The organism is Arenimonas sp. (genome assembly GCF_035721105.1).
In the GTDB taxonomy this organism is placed as follows: Bacteria; Pseudomonadota; Gammaproteobacteria; order Xanthomonadales; family Xanthomonadaceae; genus Arenimonas.
In genome coordinates this window covers 1-23,644 of record NZ_DASTNG010000063.1, presented here as the reverse complement: position 1 = coordinate 23,644, position 23,644 = coordinate 1, and the positions used below count along the sequence as shown (strand labels likewise).

The following is a 23,644-nucleotide window of genomic DNA, read 5'->3' as shown; positions in this document are numbered from 1 at the left end:
ACATGGACATGCGCATCGAATCCACCGAGATCCTGATCATCGGCGCCGGCCCCGCGGGTTCGGTGGCGGCCGGCCTGCTGCGCCAGCAGGGCAGGGAGGTGCTGATGCTGGAGAAGGAGCAGTTCCCGCGCTTCTCGATCGGCGAGAGCCTGCTGCCCCAGAGCATGGAGTACATCGAGGCCGCCGGCATGCTCCGGGCCGTGGTCGAGGCCGGCTTCCAGTACAAGAACGGCGCCGCCTTCGCCTGCGGAGACCGGCGCACGCAGTTCGATTTCCGCCAGAAGTTCAGCCAGGGCTGGGGCACCACCTACCAGGTGCAGCGCGCCGACTTCGACAAGGTCCTGGCCGACGAGGCCGCGCGGATGGGCGCGACCGTTCGCTACCGGCACGAGGTGCTGGCGGTGGACGTGGACGGCGAGCGCCCGTGCGTGACCGTGCGCAGCCCCGAGGGCGAGACCTACCAGGTGCAGGCGCGCTTCCTGCTCGACGCCAGCGGCTTCGCGCGCATCCTGCCGCGGATGCTGCAGCTCGAGAGCCCGTCGGGCTTCCCGGCCCGCGGCGCCATCTTCACCCACGTCGCCGACCGCATCGCGCCGGGTTCCGCCGCGTTCGACCGCAGCAAGATCCTGATCACCGTGCATCCGCGGCACCCGGACGTGTGGTACTGGACCATCCCGTTCTCGAACGGCCGCTGCTCGCTCGGCGTGGTCGCGGAAACCCGCTTCCTGTCGCAGTACGAGGGCACCGAGACCGAGCGCCTGAAGGCGATCGTGGGCGAGGACCCGGGCCTGTCGGACCTGCTGGCGAAGGCCGAATGGGACACGCCGGCGCGCCAGATCGTCGGCTACTCGGCCAACGTGAAGTCGCTCTGGGGCCGCAACTACGCGCTGCTGGGCAATGCCGGCGAATTCCTGGACCCGGTGTTCTCGTCCGGCGTCACCATCGCCTTCAAGTCGGCCAGCCTGGCTTCGGCCTGTCTGGCGCGCGAATTCGCCGGCGAGACCGTGGACTGGGAAGCCGACTACGGCAGGCCGCTTCGCGCCGGCGTCGACACCTTCCGCTGTTTCGTCGAGGCCTGGTACGCGGGCGGCTTCCAGAAGATCATCTTCCATCCCAACCCCAGCCCCGACATCCGCGAGATGATTTGTTCGATCCTGGCCGGTTACGCCTGGGACAAAACCAATCCCTACGTCGCCGAGCACACGCGCCGGCTGGGCGTGCTGGAGCAGCTGTGCTCCGCCTGATCGCCGCCGTCGCGCTGGGCCTGCTGGCCGGCTGCACGCCGCCGGCGACGCGGCCGCCGGCCGACGCCACGCCGGTGTTCACGCTGGCGCCGTCGGCGCTGCCGGGCGGGCTGGCCGAGCAGCAGCGCCTGTCGTTCGAACACGGCGACCGCCGTGAAACGGTGGACGCGATGGTGCAGGTCGACGCCGAGGCCGTGCGGCTGGTGATCCACGCCCAGGGCCAGGTGGCGCTGCGGCTGGACTGGGACGGCCGGCAGCTGGCGCAGACGCGCCAGCCCTGGCTGCCCGCGTCGCTGGACGGCGGGCGGGTGCTGTCGGACCTGCAGCTGGTGTTCTGGCCGGTCGAGGCGCTGCGCACCCAACTGCCGCCCGGCTGGACGCTCGAGGACGCCGGTGCCCGCCGCACCCTGCGCGATGCTGGCGGCACCGTGGCCTGGGTCGAACGCGAGGACGCCGACACCCGCGTGCTGCACCAGGAGCGCCTGCGCTACCGGCTGCGCATCGATTCCGTGGCGCTGGCGCCATGACCCCGGTCTTCCTCAACGAACTGGGGCTGTGCTGCGCCCTGGGCCATGACCTCGACGCGGTCGCGGCGCGGCTGTTCGCCGACGATGCACCGCGCGGCGTCACCAGCACCGAGGCCGTGACGCCGGGACGCGCGCTGGCGCTGGGCCTGGTCGACGGCCCGCTGCCCGACCTGGGCCACCTGCCGCGGGCGCTGCAGGGGCGCAACAATGCGCTGGCGACGCTGGCGCTGGCGCCGATCCGCAGCGCGGTGGAGGCGGCGATCGCGCGCCACGGCGCCGACCGCGTCGCCGTCGTGCTGGGCACCAGCACCTCGGGCGTCGGGGAGAGCGAGCGCGCGCACCGCCACCACCGCGACCACGGCGGCTGGCCGGACGACTTCCACTATTCGCAGCAGGAAATGGGCATGCCCGCGCGCTTCCTGGCCGCGCAGCTCGGCGTGCGCGGCCCGGCCCACGTGATCTCCACCGCCTGCTCGTCCAGCGCCAAGGCCCTGGCGTCGGGGGCGCGGCTGCTTCGGGCCGGGCTGGCCGATGCGGTGGTCGCGGGCGGCGTCGATTCGATCTGCGAGTTCACCATCGCCGGCTTCAGCGCGCTCGGCTCGGTGTCGACGGCGCGCTGCAATCCGTTCTCGCGCCAGCGCAATGGCATCAACATCGGCGAGGGCGCGGCGCTGTTCCTGATGACCCGCGAACCGGGCGTGGTCAGGCTGGCAGGGTGGGGCGAGAGTTCGGACGCGCACCACATGTCCGCCCCGGAGCCGGAAGGCCACGGCCCCGAGCGCGCCCTGCGCGAAGCGCTCCGGCGCGCCGGCCTGGCGCCGGCCGATATTGGCTACGTGAACCTGCACGGCACCGCGACGCCGCAGAACGACGCCATGGAGGCCGGGGTGCTGCAGCGCGTGTTCGGCGGCGACACCCCGGCCAGCTCCACCAAGCCGCTGACCGGGCATACGCTCGGCGCCGCCGGTGCGATCGAGGCCGGCCTGTGCTGGCTCGCGCTGGCCCGCAATCCCGGCCACGCACTGCCGCCGCACTGGTGGGACGGCGACCAGGACCCGGCGCTGCCGCGGCTCGACCTCGTCACGCCCGGCCGCCGCGCCGCGGCGCCGCTGCGCCACGTGCTCAGCCAGTCCTTCGCCTTCGGCGGCAGCAATGCCGCGCTCGTGCTGGGAGCCGGCTGATGGATCCGCGCGAGGAAGCCATCGAACGCCTGGTGCCGCACCGCGGCGGCATGCTGTGGATCGACAGTGTGCTGCACGTCGACGCCGACAGCGTGGTCGCCGAAGCCACGGTCCGCGACGACCACCTGCTGCTCGAGGACGGCGGCGAGGCCGTGCCGGCCTGGGTCGGCATCGAGTACATGGCCCAGGCCATTGCCGCCTGGGCCGGCGGCCGCGCGCTGGCGCGCGACGAAGCCGTCAAGCCGGGGTTCCTGCTCGGCACCCGCCGCTACGACGCGCACTGGGACCGCCTGCCGGTCGGCAGCCTGCTGCGCATCGAGGCGCGCTGCGAACTGATGGGCGACAATGGCCTGGGCCTGTTTGCCTGCCGCCTGCTGGTCGGGGAGGCGGTCGTCGCCACCGCCAGCGTCTCGGTATTCGAGCCGCCCGATCCCGACGCTTACCTTGGAACCGCTCCCGCATGAATCCACGCACCCTCCTGGTCACCGGCGCCAGCCGCGGCATCGGCAAGGCGATCGCCCTGCGCCTGGCCCGCGACGGCTTCGACATCGTCGTGCACTGCCGCAGCCGTCGCGACGAGGCCGAGGCCGTGGCCGCCGAGATCACCGCGCTGGGCCGCGCCGCGCGCGTGCTCTGCTTCGACGTCGCCGACCGCGCCGCCTGCGCAGCCGCGCTCAACGCCGACATCGAGGCGCACGGCGCCTACCACGGCGTGGTCTGCAACGCCGGCATCGCTCGCGACAACGCGTTCCCGGCGATGACCGGCGAGGAGTGGGACAGCGTCATCCACACCAACCTCGACGGCTTCTACAACGTGCTCCAGCCGGTGGTGATGCCGATGGTGCGGCGCCGGAAGCCGGGCCGCATCGTCACGCTGTCCTCGGTGTCGGGCATCGCCGGCAACCGCGGCCAGACCAACTACAGCGCCGCCAAGGCCGGCATCATCGGCGCCACCAAGGCGCTGGCGCTGGAGCTGGCCAAGCGCGAGATCACCGTCAATTGCGTGGCGCCCGGCCTGGTCGACACCGAGATGCTGCCCGCCGAAGTGGTGGACGAGGCGATGAAGATGATCCCGCTGCGTCGCGTCGGCCGGCCGGAGGAGGTCGCAGCCGTCGTGTCCTTCCTGATGTCGGACGAAGCCTCCTACGTCACCCGCCAGGTGATCTCGGTCAACGGGGGCATGGTCTGATGCGTCGCGTCGTCGTCACCGGCCGCGGCGCGCTCAGCCCGCTCGGCCACGACTGGAACAGCGTGCTGGCGCACCTGCGCACGGGCCGCAACGCCGTGCGCCGCTTCGACGAATGGGGCCAGTACAAGGGCCTGAACACGCGCCTGGGCGTGCCCTGCGCCGACTTCACGCTGCCCGACCACTACAACCGAAAGACCCTGCGCAGCATGGGCCGGGTGGCGATGCTGGCCACCCGCGCCAGCGAGCTGGCGCTGGAAGACGCCGGCCTGCTCGGCGACCCGTTGCTCACCTCGGGCCGGGTCGGCATCTCCTACGGCTCCTCCGCCGGCACGCCGTCCTCGATCGGCGACTTCGGACGGATGCTGTCGGAGCTGACCACGCAGTACATCAATGCCACCACCTACATCAAGATGATGAGCCACACGGCGCCGGTGAACATCGGCGTGTTCTTCGGCATCACCGGCCGCATCATCACCACGTCCAGCGCCTGCACCTCGGGCAGCCAGGGCATCGGCTTCGCCTACGAGGTGATCAAGAGCGGCAAGCAGGTGGCGATGCTGGCCGGCGGCTGCGAGGAGCTCGACGTCACCGACGCCACGGTGTTCGACACGCTGTTCGCCACCAGCACCCTCAACGACACGCCCGGACTGACGCCGCGCCCCTTCGACCGCGACCGCGATGGCTTGGTGGTGGGCGAGGGCGCCTGCACCCTGGTGCTCGAGGACCTGGAGCACGCGCAGGCCCGCGGCGCCACCATCCACGCCGAGATCGTCGGCTTCGGCACCAACAGCGACGGCCAGCACGTCACCCAGCCCAACGCCACCACCATGGCGCTGGCGATGCGGCTGGCGCTGGAGGATGCCGGGCTGCCGCCCGAAGCCATCGCCTACGTCAACGCCCACGGCACCGCCACCGACCACGGCGACGTCGCCGAGACCACCGCCACCCATGCCGTGTTCGGCGAACGCATGCCGATCAGCTCGCTCAAGAGTTACACCGGCCATACCCTGGGCGCCTGCGGCGCGCTGGAGGCCTGGGTGACGCTGGAGATGATGCGCGAGGGCTGGTTCCACCCGACCCTGAACCTCTCGAACGTCGATCCGCGCTGCGGCGCCCTCGACTACCTCACCGGCACCGGCCGCGCCATCGACGCCGAATACGCCATGAGCAACAACTTCGCCTTCGGCGGCATCAACACCTCGCTGGTGCTGCGCCGCTGGCCGGCCTGATCCCACCCCCACGGAGCCTCCCCCCATGAAGTCCATCCTCTCCTGCCTGCTTGCCTTCGCCCTGGCCGGCCTGCTCGCCAACACCGCCGAGGCGCGCGACAAGCGCGTGCAGTTCGACATCGCCAGCGCCATCGCCGCCGGTGAAGCCGACGGCAGCCTCGACGGCAGCGTCAAGTTCTACTTCGAAGGGCAGGCCACGCCGCGCCTGTTCGCGGAGTTCGGCCCGGCCAACACCAACCGCAAGACCAATGCGGTCGGCAAGTCCGAGCGCGAGGCCTGCCAGTGGGCGATGCTGGGCGCGCTGGTGGCGCTGCAGGACGCCGCCAAGGCGCGCGGCGCCGACGCGGTGGTCGGCCTGCGCAGCAACTTCAAGCGCGAGGTGTTCAGCAGCCCCACCCAGTACCAGTGCGGTGCCGGCCGGCTGATGGCCGGCGTGGCCCTGCTGGGCACCTACGCCAAGGTCGCCGATCGCTGACGTGGCGGACACGGCCGACTGCCGCCTGGCGCTGGCGTCGCTGCCCGACGTCGAAGCCCGGCTGCCCGGCCCCGGCACGGCCTGGCTGACCGCCGCCGAGGACCTGCGCCTGCAGGCGATCTCGGCGGCGCTGCGCCGGCGCCAATACCTGGCCGGCCACTGGCTGCTGCGCATGATGGCCAGCGAATCCCACGGCGGCGCGGCCACCGACTGGCGCTTCGCGTCCGACGAAGACCCGCGGCCGCGGCTGCGCCACGACGACGGGCGCCTGCTCTGGGCCTCGCTCAGCCACAGCGGGGAGCACCTCGCGGCCGCGATCGCCCCGGCGCCGGTCGGCATCGACCTGGAGCGCCCGCGCAAGCCACGGGACTACGTCGCGATCGCGCGCTTCCTGTTCTCGCCCGAGGAGGCCGACCAGGTCGAGGCGGCGGAGCAGGGCAGCGGGCGCGAGCGCGTGTTCCATCGTTACTGGGCGCTGAAGGAAGCGCGCGGCAAGCGCAGCGGCGAAGGCCTGCAGCCCTCGCAGGCCCGGCGCGTGAGCGCGCGTCCGGCCGACCGCGCACGGGCCGAGGCCTGGCACTGGACCTTCGCCGACGGCGCCTGCGTGGCGCTGGCGGCCTGGCCCGGGGTGTCGCCGACGCTGGGCGCCGGGGTGGCACCCGACGGCGCCTGGCAATACGCCGACGCGGACTAGGGAAGGCTTACTCGGTCTCGCCGTGGCGCGACCAGGTGCTGGTTTCGCCGTGTTTGTCGACCAGCTGCACGTCGTAGGCCTGCACGCGGCCGTCCGGCGACTCCATGCCGGGCGAACCGATCGGCATGCCGGGCACGGCGATACCGCGGGCGTCGGGCTTCTCGGCCAGCAGGCGCTTCACGTCCTCGGCCGGCACATGGCCTTCGACGAAGTAGCCGCCCACTTCCGCGGTATGGCAGGAGCCCTTGCCGGGCGGGATGCCGACGCGCTGCTTCACCGGCGTCATGTCGTCGGTGTTGACCACCTCGACCCTGAAGCCGGCGGCCTGCATGTGCTCGACCCACTTTTCGCAGCAGCCGCAGTAGGGGCTCTTGTGCACGGTCACGAGCGGCAGCGCGTTGTCGACCGGGCTGGTGTTGGGCGTGGCGGCAAGCGTGGCGGCGGGGCCGGCCAGCAGCAGCGCGGCCAGGCAGATCGCTTTGAACAGATTCATGGCGGGGTCCTCAGGTCGTGGGGCGGCGCGGGGGTGCGCCGAAATCAGGGGCGGTGCTGACGCGACGGGCGACGGTGCCCGCCGGGTTGCGGTACCAGCCCGGGTCGCGGTAATCGCCCGGGGCCAGATCGTCGCGCACCTTGACGACGGTGAACATGCCGCCCATCTCGATGTTCCCGAACGGGCCCTTGCCGGCCATCATCGCCAGCGTGTTCTCCGGGCCCTTCATGTGTCCGCTGTCGGTGTGGTCCTGGTGCTCGGACATGCCGGCTTCGCCCATGGCCATGTAGCCGGGCAGCATGCGCCGGATCCTTTGCTCGACGCCGGACTGGTCCACGCCCAGCGTGTTGGGGACGTCGTGGCCCATCGGACCCATGGTGTGGTGCGACATGTGGCAGTGGAACGCCCAGTCTCCCGGCACGGCGGTGAACTCGATGTCGCGCATCTGGCCGACGCCGACGATCTCGGTCACCTCGCGCCGCCACTGCCCGCGCGGCCAGCGCCCGCCGTCCGAGCCGGTGACCTCGAACTGCACGCCGTGCAGGTGGATCGGGTGGTTCCACATGCTCAGGTTGCCCACGCGGATGCGCACCCGCTCGCCGGAGCGCGCGACGATCGGATCGATCGCCGGGAACACCTTGGAGTTGAAGGTCCACAGGTCGAAGTCCTGCATCACCGCCGGGTCCGGCCGACGCGTGCCCGGATGCAGGGCGAAGTTGTGCAGGATGAAGGCGTAGTCGCGATCCACCGGCACGGCTTCGGCTTCGCGCGGATGGATGATGAACAGGCCCATCATTCCCTGGGACATCTGCACCATCTCGTCGGCGTGCGGGTGGTACATGTGGGTGCCGTGCTGGCGCAGGGTGAACTCGTAGGCGAAGGTCTCGCCGGGCTCGATCTTCGGCTGGTTCAGGCCACCCACGCCGTCCATGCCCGAAGGCAGCAGCAGGCCGTGCCAGTGGATGGTGGTGGCTTCACGCAGGCGATTGGTGACGAAGATGCGCACGCGGTCGCCTTCCACCGCCTCGATCGTCGGGCCCGGCGTGGAGCCGTTGTAGCCCCAGCAGATCGCCTTCGAGCCGGGCGCGAATTCATGCTCGAACTCTTCGGCGACCAGGTGGAATTCCTTGACGCCGCCGTTCATGCGGTGGGGCAGGGACCAGCCATTGAGGGTTCGCACCCGGCCGGCACCGCGGCGCGCGGCCGCGGGCGGGGCCGCCTCGGGCGAGGCATGGCCGACGTGGGCGTCCTGGGCGAAGGCCGCGGTGGCGCCGGACGCGACCAGTCCGGCGCCGGTGCCGATCAGCAGGTTGCGGCGGGTGAGCTTCATGGCGTGTCTCCGTGGTCGTGTTCGCCGTCCCGGGCCTCGGTAGCCTCGTGCCCGGAGTGATCCATTGCCTCGTGCTTCGAGTGATCCATCGCCTCGTGCTTCGAGTGATCCATCCCTTCGTGTTGCGAGTTATCCATCCCTTCGTGCTCGGAGTGATCCATCCCTTCGTGTTGCGAGTTATCCATGCCTTCGTGCTCGGAGTGATCCATCCCTTCGTGCTGCGAGTGGTCCATGCCTTGGTGCTGCGAAGGATCCATGCCGCCGTGCTGCGAGTGATCCATGCCGCCCCGGGGCGCGAGGATGTCCTGCACGCTGGGCGTGCGCTCGCCGATGCCGGCGTCGCTGGGCAGGCGCTGGCCGACCACGCGGGCCAGCTCGACCCGGGCCAGCCAATAGTCGCGAACCGCTTCCAGGTAGGCCTGGTAGGCGTCGTACTCGGCCAGCTTGGCCTGCACCAGCTCGAACACGCCGATCAGCATGAAGTTCTGGCGCTCCTGCTGCCGCGCGACGATGGTCTCGCGCTGCGGCACCAGGGCCTCGCGGTGCAGGCGCACCACCTCGCGCATCGCCGTCACCGATTCGCTGCCCAGGCGCACGCCCTGCGTCACCGACAGTTCGCCCTGGTCCACCCGCGCCAGCGCCGCGGCCAGCTGGGCCTCGGCGCGGGCCAGCCGGGCCTGGCCCTGGTTGAAGATCGGCAGCTCCAGCGCCAGCGACGGGCCGCGCAGGCGGGCACCGTCGGCTTCCTTCTCGCGCTCGTAGCCGATTTCGCTGCCGCCGAGCCAGCGCAGCGAGCGGGTCAGGCCCAGCGCGTCGGCCAGCACTTCGGCTTCCTTGCGCGCCGCCAACAGCTCCGTGTTGCCTTCGGCCGCCAGCCGCGCCAGCTGTGCCGGGTCGTCTTCCTCGGGCACGGGGAGGGGCAGGTTGTCGCTGGTTTCCCAGTCGGCTTCCTCGCCGTGGAGGCCGAGCAGCAGGTTCAGCGCAAGGCGCTGGCGGCCGGCCTCGGCGCGGGCGCGCAGCGCCTCGATGCGCGCCTCGCTCGCGACCGCCTGTTCCTGGGCCAGCTGCAGGTCGCTGATGTTGCCGGCGGCGTGGAAGCGCTGCGCCAGTTCGGCCGACGCCGCCGCCCCTTCCGAGACGGCCTCGCGCATCGCGGCGACCTGGCGCGCGCTCACGTACGCGTACCAGCCCGCCTCGACCTCGGCGACGACGCCGAGCACCGCACCGGTGACCTCGTAGGTGGCGCGCTCGTATTCCAGCGTCGCCAGGCGCGTGCGCGCGGGCAGCATCAGCAGGTCCACCAAGGGCAGCGACAGGCCCACGGTGCGCTTGCTGCCGCCGGCGTCGAGCGACATCCGCGAGAGCGACAGGGTGGGGTTGGAAATCTCCAGCGCCTCGAGCACCTCGGCGCGGGCGAGGCCCTGGTGGGCGTATTCCTCCTGCAGGCGCGGGCTGCGCAGCATGGCCACGCGCAGCGCGGCGTCCAGGGTCATGGGCTGGTCGAGCCAGCGGCCGATGGCTTCGCGCTCGGCGCGCGGGGCGCCCACGGCGGCCCAGTCGACGGCGGGACCGCCGCGCTGCGCGAGCGACGTCGCGAGGTCATCGGCGCGCGGCCGCGGCGACAGGGTGGTGCAGGCGCCCAGGGCGGCGGCGAGCGCCAGCGCCAGGCTGGCGCGTGCCAGGGAATGGGTCATGCTCGGGTCTCCGTGCATTCGGAACCGGCGGGGCCGGGTAGCCCGCCAACAGGCGGGCGCGTCGCGGGGTGGCAGACCAGATGTCCGCCGCAGGCGATCAGGCGATGGGAGGTCGGACGTCCGGCGCCTCGGGCGCCGACATCAGCGCGACGAGCACAGGCCGCTGGTCCGCATCGCGGCGCGGCAGGGGCCGCAGGCGCACCGGGGTCACCAGGCTGGCCTTCATCAGGTGCAGGCAATCGCAGATACAGCCGCCATCGCAGCAATCCGCGGGCGGCGCATCCCGGGAATCACCCGCATCCCCGGCGAGGTCGTGGCAGGACTCGGCCATGGCCTTCCCGGTGCCCGCCGAATCGTCCGCAGCGGCGGCGCCCGGCGCCAGGCCGCCGGCCAGCAAGGCCAGGACCAGCAGAAGGTGGGCGAGGGTGCGAAGCAGCGGCATGGCCTTAGTTTACCCCGGTCGGTGCGTGACGGTTTCGTCAGCCCCGGGGCCACGCCCGACCCGGGCGGCAGGCGCTGTCGTGCTCACTGCCGCGGCGCCTCGCCGGCGAGGTCGTCGAGGATGGGGCACTCGGGGCGGGCATCGCCGTGGCAGTGCGCGGCGAGGTCCTGCAAGGTGCGCTGCATGGCTCGCATTTCGGCGATGCGCGCGGCGAGCTCGTCGGCGTGCGCCTGGGCCAGGCGCTTGACCTCGGCGCTACTGCGGTCCGGGTCCGACCACAAGCCCAGCAGCTGCTCGATCTGCTTCATCGAGAAGCCCAGGTTGCGCGCGCGCTTGATGAATCGAAGCCGATGCACGTCGGCGTCGTGGTAGAGCCGGTAGTTGGCGAAGGTGCGGCTGGCCGGCGGTATCAGGCCGATGGACTCGTAGTGGCGGATCATCTTGGCCGAGACCCCGGCCAGCGCGGCGGCCTCGCCGATGTTGTGGAAGCCCTGGCCCTTGGCGTCGGACAGTTCGGGGCGGATCACGTGGCGTGCCATGGGGACCTCCTCGGTCAGTGGCGGGCGCGCGGCGACCAGCGCCGCAGCAGCAGGGTGTTGGAGACGACGCTGACGCTGGAAAGCGCCATGGCCGCGCCCGCGACGACGGGATCGAGCAGGCCGGCGGCGGCCAGCGGGATGCCGACGATGTTGTAGACAAAGGCCCAGAACAGGTTCTGGTGGATTTTGCGGGTGGTGCGGCGGGAGATGTCGATGGCATCGGCCACCAGGCGCGGGTCGCCGCGCATCAGGGTGACGCCGGCGGCGTGCATGGCGACGTCGGTGCCGCCGCCCATCGCGAAGCCGACGTCGGCCGCGGCGAGGGCGGGCGCGTCGTTGATGCCGTCGCCGACCATGCCGACGCGGCCATCGACGGCCAGCGCGCGCACGACGTCCGCCTTGTCGCCGGGCAGCACTTCGGCGCGCACATCCTGCGCCGGGATGCCCACGGCCGCGGCCACCGCCAGCGCGGCACCGCGGTTGTCGCCCGACACCATCACCGTGCGCAGGCCTTGCGCCTGCAGCAGGCGGATCGCCTCGGTGGCCTCGGGCCGCGGCGGATCGCCGAACGAGAGCAGGCCACGCAGGACAAGGCCGTCATCGTTCCCGGTGGCCAACCACGACACCGAGCGTCCGCTCGCAGCCTCGGCCTGGCCCGCGCTGGCCAGCGCGGCCAGGTCGACGCCGAGTTCGCGCATCAGCCGCTCGCTGCCCAGCAGGGTGCGACGACCCTGCACGCGGCCTTCGATGCCGCGCCCCTGCAGGGCGGTGATGCCGTCGGCCGGCGGCGGCAGGTCACCGCGCGCGGACGCCGCGGCGATGACGGCCCGAGCCAGCGGGTGTTCGCTTCCCTGCTGCAGGGCCGCCGCCAGCGACAGCAGCGCATCCTCGTCGCCTTGCACGGCGCGCAGCGTCGCCAGCCCGGGACGACCGGCCGTGAGCGTGCCGGTCTTGTCGAAGGCGACGGTGCGCAGGTGGCGCGTGGTTTCCAGCGCTTCGGCATCCTTGATAAGGATGCCGGCGCGCGCCGCCACGCCGGTGCCGGCCATGATCGCGGTCGGCGTGGCCAGGCCCAGTGCGCAGGGGCAGGCGATGACCAGCACGGCGACGGCGTTGAGCGTGGCGGCGGTCCAGTCACCGGTGGCGAAGCCCCAGCCAAGCAGCGTCGCCAGCGCGATCATGACCACCACCGGAACGAACACGGCGCTGACCCGGTCGACGATGCGCTGGATCGGCGCCTTCTTCGCCTGCGCATCCTCGACCAGGCGGATGATGCGCGCCAGCGCCGACTCCGCGCCGACCGCGACGGTGCGGACGACCAGGCGGCCCTCGCCGTTGACGGCACCGCCAGTCACGCGTTCGCCGGGCTCCTTCGCCACCGGCAGCGATTCGCCGCTGATCAGGGATTCATCGGCATGGCTTCGCCCCTCAAGCACCTCGCCATCCACCGGGAAGCGTTCGCCCGGCAGCACCACCACATGGTCACCGACGCGCACGCTGGCCACCGGGACTTCGGCCTCGTGGCCGTTGGCGTGGCGCACGCGCGCCGCGGCCGAACGCAGCGCCTGCAGCGCGCGGATGGCTTCGGTGGTCTGGCGCTTGGCGCGCGCCTCGAGCCATTTTCCCAACAGGATGAGCGTGATGACCACGGCCGAGGCTTCGAAGTACAGCGGCGGCTCGCCGTGGTGCGGCGTGGTGAACAGCAGGTGGTAGACGCTGAGGCCATAGCCGGCCGTGGTGCCGAGCGCGACCAGCAGGTCCATGTTGCCCGTGCGGGCGCGCACGGCTTTCCAGGCTGCCCGGTAGAAGCGCGCGCCGAGCCAGAACTGTACCGGCGTGGCCAGCAGGAACTGCCACACGCCCGGCAGGGCCCAGTGTTCATCGAACAGCATGCCCACCATCGGCATGGCCAGAGGCAGCGAGAGCAGGGCGGCGAAGATGAGATGGCGCCGCTCGCGAGCGGCCGCGCGCGTTTGTGGCGAGACGGTGGGGGGCTCCTTCGATGCCGGCGCGCCGGTTCCGCGGGTAGCGTCACCGCCGTGGGGTGGCGCCAATGGCTCGGCGGCCACCGGCGCGACCTCGTAGCCGGCGCCCGCGATGGCCGCGACCAGCGCCTCGTGGGCGGTGCCGGCCAGCACCTGCACGCGCGCGGTCTCGGTCGCCAGGTTCACGCTGGCGGACTGCACGCCCGGCACCTTCGCCAAGGCCTTCTCGACGCGACCGACGCAGGACGCGCAGGTCATGCCGAGGATGGCCATCGAGATGTCCTCGACGGCCACGCCATAGCCGGCCTTTTCGACCGCAGCGGCGAGGGTCGCGGCCGAGGCGCTGCCGTCGGTCGTGACCGTCGCCGTCTCGGTGGCCAGGTTCACGCTGGCCGAGCGCACGCCGGGGACCTGGGACAGCGCCTTCTCGACGCGGCCCACGCAGGTGGCGCAGGTCATGCCGGTCACGCCGAACCGGATTTCAGTGTCGCGGGTGGAATGGGGAAGGGGAGTGCTCATGGCGGTGTCCTGCGGGAGGTTGGACGCAGGTTGCGGCTTCCCATGATGGCAAGGTCAACGCCCCTGTCCAGTGCCGGTGCCTGCGGCCATCGGCGTTGACCTTGCCACGGGGGGAAGCAGCAGTCTGGCGGCAGGCCGGCAAGCCCGCCGGCGCATCCCCGGAGGTCGCTCCCTTGAAGTACAACGTCAGTCCACTCACCTGCGGCCGCTGCGTCGGCCGCATCACCGAAGCCCTGCTGGCCATCGATTCCGCCGCCCGGGTCGGGGTCGACCTCGCCGCCGGCACGGTCGAGGCCGAAGGCTACTTCGACGTCGCCAACGTGGTCACCACCCTCGCGGCGATTGGCTACGCGGCCTCGCCGGCCATCTCCGCCGCGTCCGCGGATATCGACAGCACGGCTGGCGCAGGCTGCTGCGGCACCTGCCACGCCTGACCGGCTCCCCCTTGCGCCGGACCACGCTCTCCCCGGAGTCCGGCGCCTTTCTGCTCCAGGAGCCCGCGATGCCCATCACCCATGGAACAACCTTTACCGCGGGCCGCGCCTGGGGTTCCCGCCAGATTGCCCGGATGGGCGCCGTCACGACGCGCCTGCACTGGACCGACACGCCTTACCACTGGCACGTCAACACCGGTGAAGAGGTCTTCGTCGTGCTCGATGGCGTGGTCGAGATGCACTATCGGATCGCCGACACCGAGTACCGGGCCCTGCTTGGCCCTGGCGACATCTTCCACGCCACCGAGGGCATGGCGCACGTCGCCCATCCTGTTGGCGAGGCGCGAGTCCTCGTCGTCGAGCAAGCTGGCAGCGACTGAGCCGGTCGCGAGCCGGACGAAACCCGGCCGGCGGCGCCATGGGGATCGCGCACGGCTCCCGGATCCCGGCCACGCAGGCGGGACGGCGGGACGGCGGGGCGGGGTGGCCGCGCCGGGACGGGATGTCCGTCTCAATCTATGAGCCAGACGCTGGGCAGACTGGCCAGCGAACCACCCGACACGGAACCCCATGGACGAACGAGACGAGTGGTTGACCCGCCTTCGAAGGATGCGCCTGGCCTGGCCAGTCCGCTGTGCGCGGACCTTCACGCCGGACGAGATGGCCAAGCTGGCCGAGGGCCTGTGGCCGACCAGCCTGGAGGACCGCTGGGTGGTCTGGCTCAACCAGGGCCAGCTGCGGGCCTGGCGCGGCGCCACTGGCGAATGCATCTACGAGGCCGAACTGAGCGTCGACATCGAGGGCGCCGGCCACTGCCGCATCCTGCGCGTCTGCGACGACCCCGAGATGTACACCCGCAGCCCGGCGGACGCCGGCGAGCTGGATCGCTTCGACGGGGTGCTGGCCCAACTGCTGGGCCGACGCCGCGAGGCCGCCGCCTGAGTGCTACGGATGCACCGGGTGGGGAAGCGCCCGGCGACGGCAGGAAGCCGCCAGGTCGAGAACCCGGGTAGCCGTCAGGCGGAGTCCATCTGAGGGGCATCCATTAGTTGACATAATATACATTATGCGCACTAAGCGAGGTACGCTTTCCGGGGTGAAGCGGCCCCGCAAACCCGCCAGAACCCGCGCCGTTACTGGCTCCCGCTTCCACATTGCCCGCGACGGCGGCTGCCTGAGCCTGCCCGCAGCCGCGAATTCATCTTGGTTGACGCCGCGGTCCTTCCATCCCCGAAACGCCGGCCGCGCCAACTGTTTACCGCAGCGAATCTTGGGCATCACCTGCAAAGAATCTGTACATCTGGTGCAGACATTCCTGCACAACAAGTGACAGAGGCAGAAACTTCTACTCACCGGTCTACGCGATGTACACGTTTTCGTGCACCGGTGGCCAGTTGAGTCTCCACCTCTGCGAATTCTGGACCACCTGGCCGCGCTGCTACTCACAGAATCCACCGTGAGCGCTGCCCACCTTCCCAGCCGCCCGATCTAGTTCCTCAGGCAAGTGACCAATCAGGACCTAACCTGGGACTCAAACCTGTATCAGGCGGAGAATCCGTGCATCGCCCGGCTGAGGTTATCCACGACCTCGTTAGTGCGTCCAGCCGCGACCAGCTCGATCGGACTCAGTGAACCCTTGTCCCCGGACGTAATCAGCCAAATCCCGGCCTCGTCAATCCCGAACCCGAGTGAACTCAGTGCTTCAGCCAATGCTGGCTCTTGGGCCTGCACGTAGCGCAATGCGGCATGGCCAGCCGAAGTGGTGGCTAGCTGCGCCTGACGGATGCACGTAAGCACTTCTTCAAGGGACAAGGCAGCCTCCTGTGCTCCAGGTCTCGCCAAATTGTTGCATCAGCCTTTCGGCTGCTGCGTCGTCTAACGCATCGGACTTGGCGGCAAAATTACGTCGGGCTCCAGCCCTCCGGGCCTGAAAATCGCGCAAATCCGGCCAGCGGCCACCCATTTGCCTGCCCACAATCGCTTGCGATGGCCGTCTGACGAATGTCGGTATAGGATGGCAGTGAAACATCTAGGGGGTTCGCCATGTCCGTCGCGAGCAGCCTGCCCAGCGCGCTGCAAGATGTCAAAGAACGACTTCGAGCGGCCCTCGACGCCGACGGCGAATCGCCGCCTGAATTTGATCTTGATCAGTGGTTGCAGGACTGGCTAGAGCGTCCCCAGCCAGCGCTGGGTGGTGCCCGTCCCATCCAATTGCTGGATTCTGCGGAAGGTCTGGAGTCCGTCCGTAGAACCTTGGGCGCCTTGCTGAGTGGCGCGTACCAGTAGCCGGCGCACGATGAGAGATGTTGCGGCAGATCCGATTGCCCGCCAAGACCTCGCCGGCCCTGGTTTACGTGCCTTCTTCAACATCGCTGAGAAGTGGGAGCTAACGACCGACGAGGCGCGCTGCCTGCTGGGCGCTCCGGGTCGGGCCACATTCTCTCGTTGGAAGCGTGACCGGATGGGGCCTGTGCCTGACGATGTCCTTGAGCGCATCAGCTACATCTTGGGCATATACAAGGCCTTGCATTTGCTGTTTGCGGACCGTGCGCAGGCTGACGGCTGGGTGAGGCGGCCCAATGCAGCGCAGATGTTCGGCGGTCGTAGTGCGCTGGACTGCATGTTGGCTGGCCAGGTCGCAGACCTTTACGTGGTCCGGCAATACCTCGAGGGACAGCGAGGCTGGACGTGATCGTCGGGCGCCGCACCCAAGCTTCCTCCTCCGATGACTGAGGCCTTGATGCAAAAGACGGCCGAGCATGTGCGACACGATCTAAAGTCCGTTGGACGCTTTCACGGAAGCCGTTAGGCTTGGCCGTTGCCGTCACTCTTTCGGAGGGCGCCGACGAGGCGGCGCCGCGGGTTTCCTCCCGGAAGATTTCGGGCGGGCCAGCTCGCGCTCGAGCACGAGAACGCGGGCCTGCGCGGCGGCGACCTCACGCTCTGCGCGGTGCCTGGCGACGTCCGCTGCTTGGCGGGCTTGCTCCACGGTCCGAAGGGCCGCGGCGTGTTCTCGACCTTGTGAGGCTAGCTGACTCTTGGCGGCTTTGAGCTCTTGGCGCAAACGGTCGATCTCGGCGTGGGCGCGATCTTCGACCAACCGTGCATGGGCCTGTAGGTCGGCGCGTTCGGCGGCCGCAGCGCTGCGCGCGGACTCGGCGTCCGAAAGTGTCTGGTGGAGCCGGGCATCCAGGGCGTCGCCACGGTTGACTAGGTCCTCCACACGCGCCTCAAGTTTGGCAACCTGCCGGAGCAGGTCGCTAACGCGCTCATCGCTGATGGCCAAAGCTGCCTGCGCTCCCTCTGCCGCCGCTACAGCAGCCTGGCGGGCATGATCAGAGGCCGCGGCGGCGGCCCGTTCGTGGGCGATGGTGGACTCCATGGCTGTCAAGGCCTCGGCCAGCGCGGCCCGTTCTGGCGCTACGGCAGCCTCGGCATGGGCCTGCCCCGCCGCCAGCGCCGCCTCCCAGAGCGCGGACGCCGCCTCGACGACGGCCGCCGGAGCCTTCGGGACCGCTGCGGATTTGCGCTGCGCGGCGAGCCGCCCGCCGAGTCCTTGCCACCAGACGTCCAACATCCGGGTGAGCGTATTGGGCGAGCCGGTGCCGAGGGCCGCCCGGACCCGCTCGATCGTGGGTCGTTCGCCCGACAGCAGCAGCTGCTCGATCGCGCCGTTGACCTGCTCCTGGGTGATGCCGCGTGCCATCAGATGTGCTCCTACTTGGATCCCCTACCCCGGGCTTGACGTACCAACGATAAGTGATGATTATCGTGGCTAGGAACTTAATAGCGTAGTACAGACTACATATTATGAAGCCGAAAGACACCCTGCCCGCCCATGCCTCGCCCGCCGCCGGACTGCAGTTGCCCGCGCAGCTGGCCCAACAGGCCGCGGATGCCGTGCGCGAGCTGCTGGCCGAAGCGGCGGCCGCCAACACGACGCGTAGCTACGCCTCGGCCCTGCGTTACTGGGCCGGCTGGCACGTGGCGCGCTACGGCATTGAGCTGCCCTTTCCGACGCCGGAGGCAACCGTGCTGCAGTTCCTGGTCGACCACACGGCCCGCCGGACCGAGGACGGGCGCCTGACCTGGGAGTTGCCGCCGGAGGTCGACCAGGCGCTCGTGGCGGCGGGCCTCAAAGCCAAGCCCGGCGCTTGGGCCCTGGCCACCGTTCGACACCGCGTAGCCGTCCTGTCGACCGCTCATCGCCTAAAACACCTGGCCAATCCCTGTGAGCAGCCAGCGGTTCGGACGGTCCTTAGCCGAGCTGGCCGCGCCTCCGTGAAACGCGGTGAGCGCCCCCGCAAGAAGACGGCCATCACCCTGACCGAGCTCGAGGCGATGCTGGCCACATGCGACGACAGTCTGGAGGGGCTGCGGGACCGGGCCCTGCTCTGCTTTGGGTTCGCCAGCGGCGGACGCCGGCGTAGCGAAATAGCCGCGGCCAACATTCGCGACTTGCGCCGGATCGGCCCCCAAGGGTTCATCTACCGCTTGGAGCACAGCAAAACCCAGCAGGCCGGCGTCACTGCCTCTTCCACGCCGGACAAGCCGGTGCTGGATCGGGCCGCTCTGGCGCTAGAAGACTGGTTGGAGGCCGCCGGCCTCACCGAGGGGGCGATTTTCCGCCGACTCTGGAGGAACCGTATCGGCCCGGCCCTCTCCCCGGCCGCCGTGGGTGAGATCGTGCAGCGGCGGGCTCGCCTGGCCGGTCTGGAGGGGGATTTTGGGGGGCATAGCCTGCGATCCGGATTTGTCACCGAGGCAAGCCGCCAGGGTGTCTCTCTGCCGGCGATCATGCAGCTGACGGAGCACCGGGCGGTTTCAAGCGTGATCGGATACTTCCAGACGGGCAGCGCCACGGTGAACCCCGCTGCTCACCTTCTGGAAGACTAATAGTTGCTGGCTATCAACTTCAGCCTTCCCTGCCGCCACTAGATCTAGTGGAAAAATTTCAACTCGACCCCTTGAAATTGTGATGGGCACCCCAAAATCGTCGTGGTCTCGATCTACGAGACAGGTCACCTGAATAGTGGTGCCTTACTACCGAGGTCCAGACAGTCCACCTAGGGGGGGCATATGACCATCATCGCCGGGCAAGGAGAGGACGATCCGCACGACCTGACGGGCAGCACGCCGAGTGCTGCCCAGCCCGATTCCCCTTTCCGCATCCTGAGCCTGTCCGGCGGTGGCTACCGCGGACTCTTCACCGCCCGCGTCCTCGCCGACCTCGAAGAGCGCATCGGCGCCCCGATCGCGACTCGCTTCGACCTGATCGCCGGCACCTCGATCGGCGGCATCCTGGCCTTGGCGTTGGCCTTGGAAGTGCCTGCCAAGCAGATGGTGGCGCTGTTCGAAGAACGCGGCGACGAGATATTCAAGAAGCGCTGGTCGTTCCTCAGCTACCTGCGTTCCCCCTACACACAGGCATCCCTCGCTGCCTTGCTCGAGTCCGAAACGCTGTTTGGCCAGCGCACCCTCGGCGCATGTACGCATCGCGTCATCGTCCCGGCAATCAACCACACGACTGGGCGCCCGGTCGTGTTCAAGACGCCGCACCATCCCAGCTTCTCCACCGACCACAAGCACCGACTGGTCGACGTCGCGCTGGCTACCAGCGCTGCGCCCGGGTTCTTCCCGCGCCACGTCTTCAACAACTGCCAGTACGTTGACGGCGGGCTGTTCGCCAACGCCCCCGGCTTGCTGGCACTGCATGAAGCCGAGCACTTCCTCGGGCAGTCGCGCCCGAACCTCTACGTAATGGCGATAGGAACCATGTCGGCGAAGTTCACCGTCGACCCGCATCGCAACCGCGATGGCGGTGCGCTGGACTGGGGCGGCTGGATGCCGGCCAACATGCCCAAGCGCCTGTTCGGCGTTTCCATCTCGGCGCAGGAAACGCTGGTCCACCACCTGCTGGGCCACGCGATCATGCCTGGCCAGTACCACCACCTGGATGAAGACCTGACCGACGAGCGGGCCCGTGCCGTGGCGTTGGACAAGACCGACGGGGCCGCACAGGAAATCCTGCTGGGCTCTGCAGCGGAATGCGCCAAGCGCGCGCTCGGCAACGCGTCGATCCAGGCAATGCTGGATCGCGCCGCGCCGATACCGACCTTCCACCACGGCGAACACGCCAATCCTGCTCAAGGAGCATGATCATGTTGAAGTTGCACAAGCTGTTTCTCAACGCCGGCCATGCCCTGAGCTTCGACGAGGTCATCGAGCCGACCAAGACCCAGTGGCAAACGCTGGTCGACGCAAAGAACGACATCCGCGACCATCTACGGGCGAGCCTGCGCGCCGCATCGACCCAGTTGCTGGGCATGGACCGGCAGATCGGTCCGCGCTTCCGCAGCCAGGGCTCCTGCGTCTACCGCACGCTGATCCAGCCGGCGCATCCCGCACAGGAAATGGACTGGGATTTTGGCGTCTACCTGCCGGTGGAAATCATGGATGCGCGGCCGAAGACGGCGGCCAAGACCTACTTCGACATCGTCGAAGCGGCGCTGGACGAGTTGTGCAAGAAACGTGGGTGGTCGCTCGATCGGAGCAAGAAGAGCTGCGTCCGGGTCAAGATCGCGCCGTGGGCGCACATCGACGTACCCCTCTACGCGGTGCCGGCCAGCGAATTCCACACCATCCAGGAACGCGCCCGCGCGAGCGGCCAGCTTTATGCCACGCGCGACAGCGTAAGGCTCGGCGAAAGCGTGGACTTCGCCGAAATGCCCGAACCGTTCTGGCAGATGATCGAAGGCGTCCACCTGGCCACGCGCAATGGCGAATGGCTCAAGACCGATCCGGAAGAAGTCGCCCGCTGGTACAACGACCGCGTGGAGCAGCACGGCGAGCAGCTGCGCCGGGTCTGCCGCTACGTGAAGGGCTGGCGCGACTACTACTGGCCCAACTGCGATGGCCCCAGCTCGGTATCGCTGATGATCCTGGTGGCGCGGAACTTCGTCCCGCGCCTGCGCCGCGACGACCTCGCGCTCGAGGATGCCGCCCGCGCCATCTACGAGGGCATCGGGCACGACATCTTCGAGCCGGGGATCGATGGCGGCGGGACCGACTTTAACCGACTCGACGCCACCCAGCGCAAGGTGGCCAAGGCGCGCGCGAAGGATCTCCTGGACCAGGTGTGGAACTCGCGCCACTACGCCAGCCTGAACCTGGCGCCAGACGCGATCCGCAACATGCGCGGCGAGTTCGGCAGCCGCATCGCCAACGACACCAGTTTTATCGAAGTCGACGACAGCGCCGACCAGGTCCGCCGGTCGTCGGCCGCGGCCGTGGCACCGCCGCTGGTGGGCTCGAACCAATCGGGGTGACATGTCTGCGTCGCGGCTCGCGCTGGGACTGAGGAAACTGGGCGAGCTCGGCTTCAAGTCGATCAAGCGTCCAGGTTCGGCGCGCTGCTTCGTCGGCGAATTGCAGTGCGCCAAGGGTCCGATCAAGGTCCGGCTCGAGATCTCGGACTGGGATTTCACGACCTACCCCACGCTCGTCATCCTCGAGCGGCCGGCGTTCCTGCCCGCGCTGACTCCGCACGTGTCCGGCGACGGCGTGCAGTGCTATTTCATGCAGGGACGGGTCGTGCTCGACCGCTATCGTCCCGACCACGCGATCTGGCAATGCATCGAACAGGCGCAGCGGGAGCTTGATCGACTCAGCGGGAGCCCGACGTACCGCGAACGCGAGTTCGAGCAGGAGTTCGGCGCGAACTGGGAGATCGGACAGCGCCCCTTGCCCGCTCCGGTGCTGCTTGCCGAGGCGGCCGGCGACGGCGCCGTGCCTTGTTTCGGCATCACCGTTGACGACGGTCTCTATGTCATCGCCGCCAGCGACGAAGCGCAGGTCAAGGCGCTGGCCCAGGCCCGCGGCTGGCCAGCGGCGAGGCGAATGAAGCTAGGGACCTATATCGTCCGCAGCACCCGGTCACCGACGTTGCCGGGCACGCTGCCCGCGACGATTGCCGAGATGTTCGCCTGGATTAAGTCGTGGGATGCGGCGGCCATGAAGCGCATCCATGCCGTGCTCGGGCAACGTGAGTGGCTGGGATTCAAAGCGATCCAGTTCCTGCTCGACAGTCCGGCCGGCTGGTTCGGTTTCTTCTTCGACCTGAACTCCAACCGCAAGCTGATGCACCAGCGCAAGCCGTCGGGTTATCGGCAGCACCTTTACAACAAGGGACACGAGCTTCCGATTACGCGGGTCAGCGTCAGGCAGATCAGCCCGGACTTCATCCACAGCCGCAACCTGCAATTCCCGTCGCTAAAGGACCGGCGAATCACGCTAGTCGGTTGCGGCGCGATCGGCGGCTACCTCGCACAGGCACTGGTGAAGCTGGGTGCGGGAACGGGCACCGGATCGCTGACGCTGATCGATCCGGACGACCTCGGTCCAGGCAACCTGGGCCGGCACTTCCTCGGCATGGACAGCCTGTACAAACCCAAGGCGGTCGCGCTGCAGGAAACACTGATTCGACAGTTTCCATACGCCAGGATCGTCGCCGAGCCGCGCCGCGCGGCCTACCCTTCCGACATCGCCGGTGACCTAGTCATCGACGCGACCGGCGAGGAGGCCGTGAGCGAGGCGATCAATGCGAACCGCCGCACCAAGTTCGGCACCGAGGGCGTGCCGGTCCTGCACACGTGGATCGTCGGCAACGGCGAGTGCGTCCAGGCGCTGTGGGTCGATCAGCGCAAATATGCTTGCTTCCGCTGCATGCGCCGGAACGACGACCCTGCACGATCGCAGCGATTCCCTGTCATCGATCATGATCCGGAGACGAGGATCGTCGGTTGCAGCGCCTATACCCCGTATGCCGTTTCCGCGCCGATGTCCTCGTCTGCCCTTGCCATCGACATGATCATAGACTGGCTCAAGGGCGACGTCTCTCCGCGCTTTCGGACTCGCTACATCGAAGACGCAGATGTCAGGAAGATCAAGAACCAGAACGTCTTGCCGCTCGAGGGATGCCCGGGATGCTCACTCCCCTCGTCCTGAGACGACCCGACGATGACGGCTTCGTCCTGATCGAAGAAAAGGCGCTACAGGTACTCGCCCGGCACCGCCAACTCCATCACGACGCGCCCGAATCCGGCGGCATCCTGCTGGGGTACCGGCGCGGTAATCACCTGCACGTGACCGAGGCCACCACGCCGTTGGTTTCCGACCAGGCAAGCAGGACTCGCTTCTTTCGTTCCGCCGCGCCGCACCAGCAGGCCGCACTCGCGCGATGGCGCGAGAGCGGCGGAACCATGGACTACCTGGGCGAGTGGCATACCCACCCGGAACACCATCCGACGCCGTCGACGATCGATAAGCGTGGCTGGATACGCATCTGCGGCAAGCGCAGGATCCCGATGCTTTTCGTGATCGCCGGCACCCAGGATCACCTTTGGATCGGCCTCGGCACCCCAACAGGGCTGCGCTCGATGTCTGAATTGACGTAGAAGATGCACGAGGGAAATGGCAGCCACCCGGAACATCCAATTAGCTCTAAGCGATCTGTTTGCATGTAGTGGAAGTGACCTGCGTACGGATCTTGTAGCCAATCAGCCAGTGAGTCCGGGGTGGATATTATCTGCCTCGAGCCAGGCCCGTCGAACGGTGGCCGGGGCCTTGTAGCCGTGGGCGCTGTGTGGCCGCTGCTCGTTGTAGAACTGC

General features: G+C 69.2%; 26 protein-coding genes. 18 read left to right on the top strand and 8 right to left on the bottom strand.

All coding sequences use genetic code 11. The annotated features are described in order from the left end of the window. Positions 1-2: 2 nt before the first annotated feature. From VFQ84_RS10255 to VFQ84_RS10220, 8 genes are read left to right on the top strand one after another with little or no spacing between them, the layout of a single operon-like run. A complete protein-coding gene (locus tag VFQ84_RS10255) occupies positions 3-1,244 on the top strand; it encodes an NAD(P)/FAD-dependent oxidoreductase (RefSeq protein WP_325131537.1) in 1,242 nt (413 codons plus the stop codon). Then, positions 1,232-1,771 carry a DUF3261 domain-containing protein gene (locus VFQ84_RS10250; RefSeq protein WP_325131536.1) on the top strand — a complete coding sequence of 180 codons (540 nt, stop codon included), beginning with the start codon at positions 1,232-1,234 and terminating at the stop codon, positions 1,769-1,771. Before VFQ84_RS10255 ends, VFQ84_RS10250 begins: the two co-directional genes overlap by 13 nt. After that, positions 1,768-2,952 carry a beta-ketoacyl-[acyl-carrier-protein] synthase family protein gene (locus VFQ84_RS10245; protein WP_325131535.1) on the top strand — a complete coding sequence of 395 codons (1,185 nt, stop codon included), beginning with the start codon at positions 1,768-1,770 and terminating at the stop codon, positions 2,950-2,952. Before VFQ84_RS10250 ends, VFQ84_RS10245 begins: the two co-directional genes overlap by 4 nt. Next, entirely contained in the window at positions 2,952-3,416 is a 465-nt protein-coding gene (locus VFQ84_RS10240; RefSeq protein ID WP_325131534.1) for a hypothetical protein, read from the top strand. The genes VFQ84_RS10245 and VFQ84_RS10240 overlap by 1 nt, the downstream gene beginning before the upstream one ends. Continuing rightward, positions 3,413-4,141, top strand: a complete 729-nt coding sequence (locus VFQ84_RS10235) for a 3-ketoacyl-ACP reductase FabG2 (RefSeq protein WP_325131533.1) — start codon at positions 3,413-3,415, stop codon at positions 4,139-4,141. Before VFQ84_RS10240 ends, VFQ84_RS10235 begins: the two co-directional genes overlap by 4 nt. Next, a complete protein-coding gene (locus VFQ84_RS10230) occupies positions 4,141-5,370 on the top strand; it encodes a beta-ketoacyl-ACP synthase (protein WP_325131532.1) in 1,230 nt (409 codons plus the stop codon). The genes VFQ84_RS10235 and VFQ84_RS10230 overlap by 1 nt, the downstream gene beginning before the upstream one ends. A gap of 25 nt (positions 5,371-5,395) precedes the next feature. Further along, positions 5,396-5,845, top strand: a complete 450-nt coding sequence (locus tag VFQ84_RS10225) for an excinuclease ATPase subunit (RefSeq protein WP_325131531.1) — start codon at positions 5,396-5,398, stop codon at positions 5,843-5,845. Position 5,846: 1 nt separating this feature from the next. Beyond that, complete coding sequence (locus VFQ84_RS10220) at positions 5,847-6,539, top strand: 4'-phosphopantetheinyl transferase family protein (RefSeq protein WP_325131530.1); 693 nt, start codon at positions 5,847-5,849, stop codon at positions 6,537-6,539. A 7-nt stretch (positions 6,540-6,546) separates the two neighbouring features. Here the strand turns inward: VFQ84_RS10220 and VFQ84_RS10215 are convergent, their stop codons facing one another. The 6 genes from VFQ84_RS10215 to VFQ84_RS10190 form a co-directional block, all read right to left on the bottom strand. Beyond that, positions 6,547-7,032, bottom strand: a complete 486-nt coding sequence (locus tag VFQ84_RS10215; RefSeq protein ID WP_325131529.1) for a DUF411 domain-containing protein — start codon at positions 7,030-7,032, stop codon at positions 6,547-6,549. A gap of 10 nt (positions 7,033-7,042) precedes the next feature. Beyond that, positions 7,043-8,362 (bottom strand): copper oxidase, encoded by a 1,320-nt coding sequence (locus VFQ84_RS10210; RefSeq protein ID WP_325131528.1) that lies wholly within the window; start codon positions 8,360-8,362, stop codon positions 7,043-7,045. After that, on the bottom strand, positions 8,359-10,056 hold the full coding sequence (locus tag VFQ84_RS10205; protein WP_325131527.1) for a TolC family protein: 1,698 nt from the start codon (positions 10,054-10,056) through the stop codon (positions 8,359-8,361). Before VFQ84_RS10205 ends, VFQ84_RS10210 begins: the two co-directional genes overlap by 4 nt. A 97-nt stretch (positions 10,057-10,153) precedes the next feature. Then, the gene (locus tag VFQ84_RS10200) at positions 10,154-10,498 is read right to left on the bottom strand and encodes a hypothetical protein (RefSeq protein ID WP_325131526.1); all 345 of its coding nucleotides are present in this window, start codon (positions 10,496-10,498) and stop codon (positions 10,154-10,156) included. An 83-nt stretch (positions 10,499-10,581) separates the two neighbouring features. Beyond that, positions 10,582-11,037, bottom strand: coding sequence for a Cu(I)-responsive transcriptional regulator (cueR, locus tag VFQ84_RS10195; RefSeq protein ID WP_325131525.1), 456 nt, complete (start codon positions 11,035-11,037; stop codon positions 10,582-10,584). 14 nt (positions 11,038-11,051) lie between these two features. Further along, positions 11,052-13,541 (bottom strand): heavy metal translocating P-type ATPase, encoded by a 2,490-nt coding sequence (locus tag VFQ84_RS10190; protein ID WP_325131524.1) that lies wholly within the window; start codon positions 13,539-13,541, stop codon positions 11,052-11,054. 173 nt (positions 13,542-13,714) lie between these two features. On the opposite strand from VFQ84_RS10190, the gene VFQ84_RS10185 reads away from it, so the two are divergent. The 3 genes from VFQ84_RS10185 to VFQ84_RS10175 all read left to right on the top strand — a co-directional run bounded on the left by VFQ84_RS10185 (position 13,715) and on the right by VFQ84_RS10175 (position 14,917). Next, complete coding sequence (locus VFQ84_RS10185; RefSeq protein WP_325131523.1) at positions 13,715-13,975, top strand: heavy-metal-associated domain-containing protein; 261 nt, start codon at positions 13,715-13,717, stop codon at positions 13,973-13,975. Positions 13,976-14,043: 68 nt separating this feature from the next. Next, the gene (locus tag VFQ84_RS10180; RefSeq protein ID WP_325131522.1) at positions 14,044-14,355 is read left to right on the top strand and encodes a mannose-6-phosphate isomerase; all 312 of its coding nucleotides are present in this window, start codon (positions 14,044-14,046) and stop codon (positions 14,353-14,355) included. Positions 14,356-14,545: 190 nt separating this feature from the next. Next, positions 14,546-14,917 carry a hypothetical protein gene (locus VFQ84_RS10175; RefSeq protein WP_325131521.1) on the top strand — a complete coding sequence of 124 codons (372 nt, stop codon included), beginning with the start codon at positions 14,546-14,548 and terminating at the stop codon, positions 14,915-14,917. A gap of 600 nt (positions 14,918-15,517) precedes the next feature. Here the strand turns inward: VFQ84_RS10175 and VFQ84_RS10170 are convergent. Then, on the bottom strand, positions 15,518-15,787 hold the full coding sequence (locus VFQ84_RS10170; protein ID WP_231696181.1) for a hypothetical protein: 270 nt from the start codon (positions 15,785-15,787) through the stop codon (positions 15,518-15,520). 231 nt (positions 15,788-16,018) lie between these two features. Between VFQ84_RS10170 and VFQ84_RS10165 the strand changes: the two genes are divergently transcribed. Together VFQ84_RS10165 and VFQ84_RS10160 are read left to right on the top strand one after the other, a co-directional pair. Then, a complete protein-coding gene (locus VFQ84_RS10165; protein WP_325131520.1) occupies positions 16,019-16,261 on the top strand; it encodes an MbcA/ParS/Xre antitoxin family protein in 243 nt (80 codons plus the stop codon). A gap of 10 nt (positions 16,262-16,271) precedes the next feature. Further along, the gene (locus VFQ84_RS10160) at positions 16,272-16,667 is read left to right on the top strand and encodes an MbcA/ParS/Xre antitoxin family protein (RefSeq protein ID WP_231696183.1); all 396 of its coding nucleotides are present in this window, start codon (positions 16,272-16,274) and stop codon (positions 16,665-16,667) included. Between the two features lie 132 nt (positions 16,668-16,799). Here VFQ84_RS10160 and VFQ84_RS10155 read toward each other — a convergent pair whose 3' ends face one another. Then, positions 16,800-17,681, bottom strand: a complete 882-nt coding sequence (locus tag VFQ84_RS10155) for a DNA-binding protein (RefSeq protein ID WP_325131519.1) — start codon at positions 17,679-17,681, stop codon at positions 16,800-16,802. Between the two features lie 104 nt (positions 17,682-17,785). On the opposite strand from VFQ84_RS10155, the gene VFQ84_RS10150 reads away from it, so the two are divergent. The 5 genes from VFQ84_RS10150 to VFQ84_RS10130 all read left to right on the top strand — a co-directional run bounded on the left by VFQ84_RS10150 (position 17,786) and on the right by VFQ84_RS10130 (position 23,430). Next, positions 17,786-18,871 (top strand): site-specific integrase, encoded by a 1,086-nt coding sequence (locus tag VFQ84_RS10150; RefSeq protein ID WP_325131518.1) that lies wholly within the window; start codon positions 17,786-17,788, stop codon positions 18,869-18,871. A gap of 183 nt (positions 18,872-19,054) precedes the next feature. Beyond that, complete coding sequence (locus VFQ84_RS10145; RefSeq protein ID WP_325131517.1) at positions 19,055-20,134, top strand: CBASS cGAMP-activated phospholipase; 1,080 nt, start codon at positions 19,055-19,057, stop codon at positions 20,132-20,134. 2 nt (positions 20,135-20,136) lie between these two features. After that, positions 20,137-21,303, top strand: a complete 1,167-nt coding sequence (locus VFQ84_RS10140; protein ID WP_325131516.1) for a CBASS cGAMP synthase — start codon at positions 20,137-20,139, stop codon at positions 21,301-21,303. A gap of 1 nt (position 21,304) precedes the next feature. Then, positions 21,305-22,981, top strand: coding sequence for a ThiF family adenylyltransferase (locus VFQ84_RS10135; protein WP_325131515.1), 1,677 nt, complete (start codon positions 21,305-21,307; stop codon positions 22,979-22,981). After that, the gene (locus VFQ84_RS10130) at positions 22,960-23,430 is read left to right on the top strand and encodes a Mov34/MPN/PAD-1 family protein (protein ID WP_325131514.1); all 471 of its coding nucleotides are present in this window, start codon (positions 22,960-22,962) and stop codon (positions 23,428-23,430) included. Before VFQ84_RS10135 ends, VFQ84_RS10130 begins: the two co-directional genes overlap by 22 nt. Positions 23,431-23,644: the final 214 nt, after the last annotated feature.

Bases quoted from the DNA above. Each gene is read 5' to 3' on its own strand.
- VFQ84_RS10255 (WP_325131537.1), top strand. From the start codon at position 3: ATGGACATGCGCATCGAATCCACCGAGATCCTGATCATCGGCGCCGGC.
- VFQ84_RS10245 (WP_325131535.1), top strand. From the start codon at position 1,768: ATGACCCCGGTCTTCCTCAACGAACTGGGGCTGTGCTGCGCCCTGGGC.
- VFQ84_RS10240 (WP_325131534.1), top strand. From the start codon at position 2,952: ATGGATCCGCGCGAGGAAGCCATCGAACGCCTGGTGCCGCACCGCGGC.
- VFQ84_RS10235 (WP_325131533.1), top strand. From the start codon at position 3,413: ATGAATCCACGCACCCTCCTGGTCACCGGCGCCAGCCGCGGCATCGGC.
- VFQ84_RS10230 (WP_325131532.1), top strand. From the start codon at position 4,141: ATGCGTCGCGTCGTCGTCACCGGCCGCGGCGCGCTCAGCCCGCTCGGC.
- VFQ84_RS10225 (WP_325131531.1), top strand. From the start codon at position 5,396: ATGAAGTCCATCCTCTCCTGCCTGCTTGCCTTCGCCCTGGCCGGCCTG.
- VFQ84_RS10215 (WP_325131529.1), bottom strand. From the start codon at position 7,032: ATGAATCTGTTCAAAGCGATCTGCCTGGCCGCGCTGCTGCTGGCCGGC.
- VFQ84_RS10210 (WP_325131528.1), bottom strand. From the start codon at position 8,362: ATGAAGCTCACCCGCCGCAACCTGCTGATCGGCACCGGCGCCGGACTG.
- VFQ84_RS10205 (WP_325131527.1), bottom strand. From the start codon at position 10,056: ATGACCCATTCCCTGGCACGCGCCAGCCTGGCGCTGGCGCTCGCCGCC.
- VFQ84_RS10200 (WP_325131526.1), bottom strand. From the start codon at position 10,498: ATGCCGCTGCTTCGCACCCTCGCCCACCTTCTGCTGGTCCTGGCCTTG.
- cueR (WP_325131525.1), bottom strand. From the start codon at position 11,037: ATGGCACGCCACGTGATCCGCCCCGAACTGTCCGACGCCAAGGGCCAG.
- VFQ84_RS10190 (WP_325131524.1), bottom strand. From the start codon at position 13,541: ATGAGCACTCCCCTTCCCCATTCCACCCGCGACACTGAAATCCGGTTC.
- VFQ84_RS10180 (WP_325131522.1), top strand. From the start codon at position 14,044: ATGCCCATCACCCATGGAACAACCTTTACCGCGGGCCGCGCCTGGGGT.
- VFQ84_RS10175 (WP_325131521.1), top strand. From the start codon at position 14,546: ATGGACGAACGAGACGAGTGGTTGACCCGCCTTCGAAGGATGCGCCTG.
- VFQ84_RS10165 (WP_325131520.1), top strand. From the start codon at position 16,019: ATGTCCGTCGCGAGCAGCCTGCCCAGCGCGCTGCAAGATGTCAAAGAA.
- VFQ84_RS10160 (WP_231696183.1), top strand. From the start codon at position 16,272: ATGAGAGATGTTGCGGCAGATCCGATTGCCCGCCAAGACCTCGCCGGC.
- VFQ84_RS10155 (WP_325131519.1), bottom strand. From the start codon at position 17,681: ATGGCACGCGGCATCACCCAGGAGCAGGTCAACGGCGCGATCGAGCAG.
- VFQ84_RS10150 (WP_325131518.1), top strand. From the start codon at position 17,786: ATGAAGCCGAAAGACACCCTGCCCGCCCATGCCTCGCCCGCCGCCGGA.
- VFQ84_RS10145 (WP_325131517.1), top strand. From the start codon at position 19,055: ATGACCATCATCGCCGGGCAAGGAGAGGACGATCCGCACGACCTGACG.
- VFQ84_RS10140 (WP_325131516.1), top strand. From the start codon at position 20,137: ATGTTGAAGTTGCACAAGCTGTTTCTCAACGCCGGCCATGCCCTGAGC.
- VFQ84_RS10135 (WP_325131515.1), top strand. From the start codon at position 21,305: ATGTCTGCGTCGCGGCTCGCGCTGGGACTGAGGAAACTGGGCGAGCTC.
- VFQ84_RS10130 (WP_325131514.1), top strand. From the start codon at position 22,960: ATGCTCACTCCCCTCGTCCTGAGACGACCCGACGATGACGGCTTCGTC.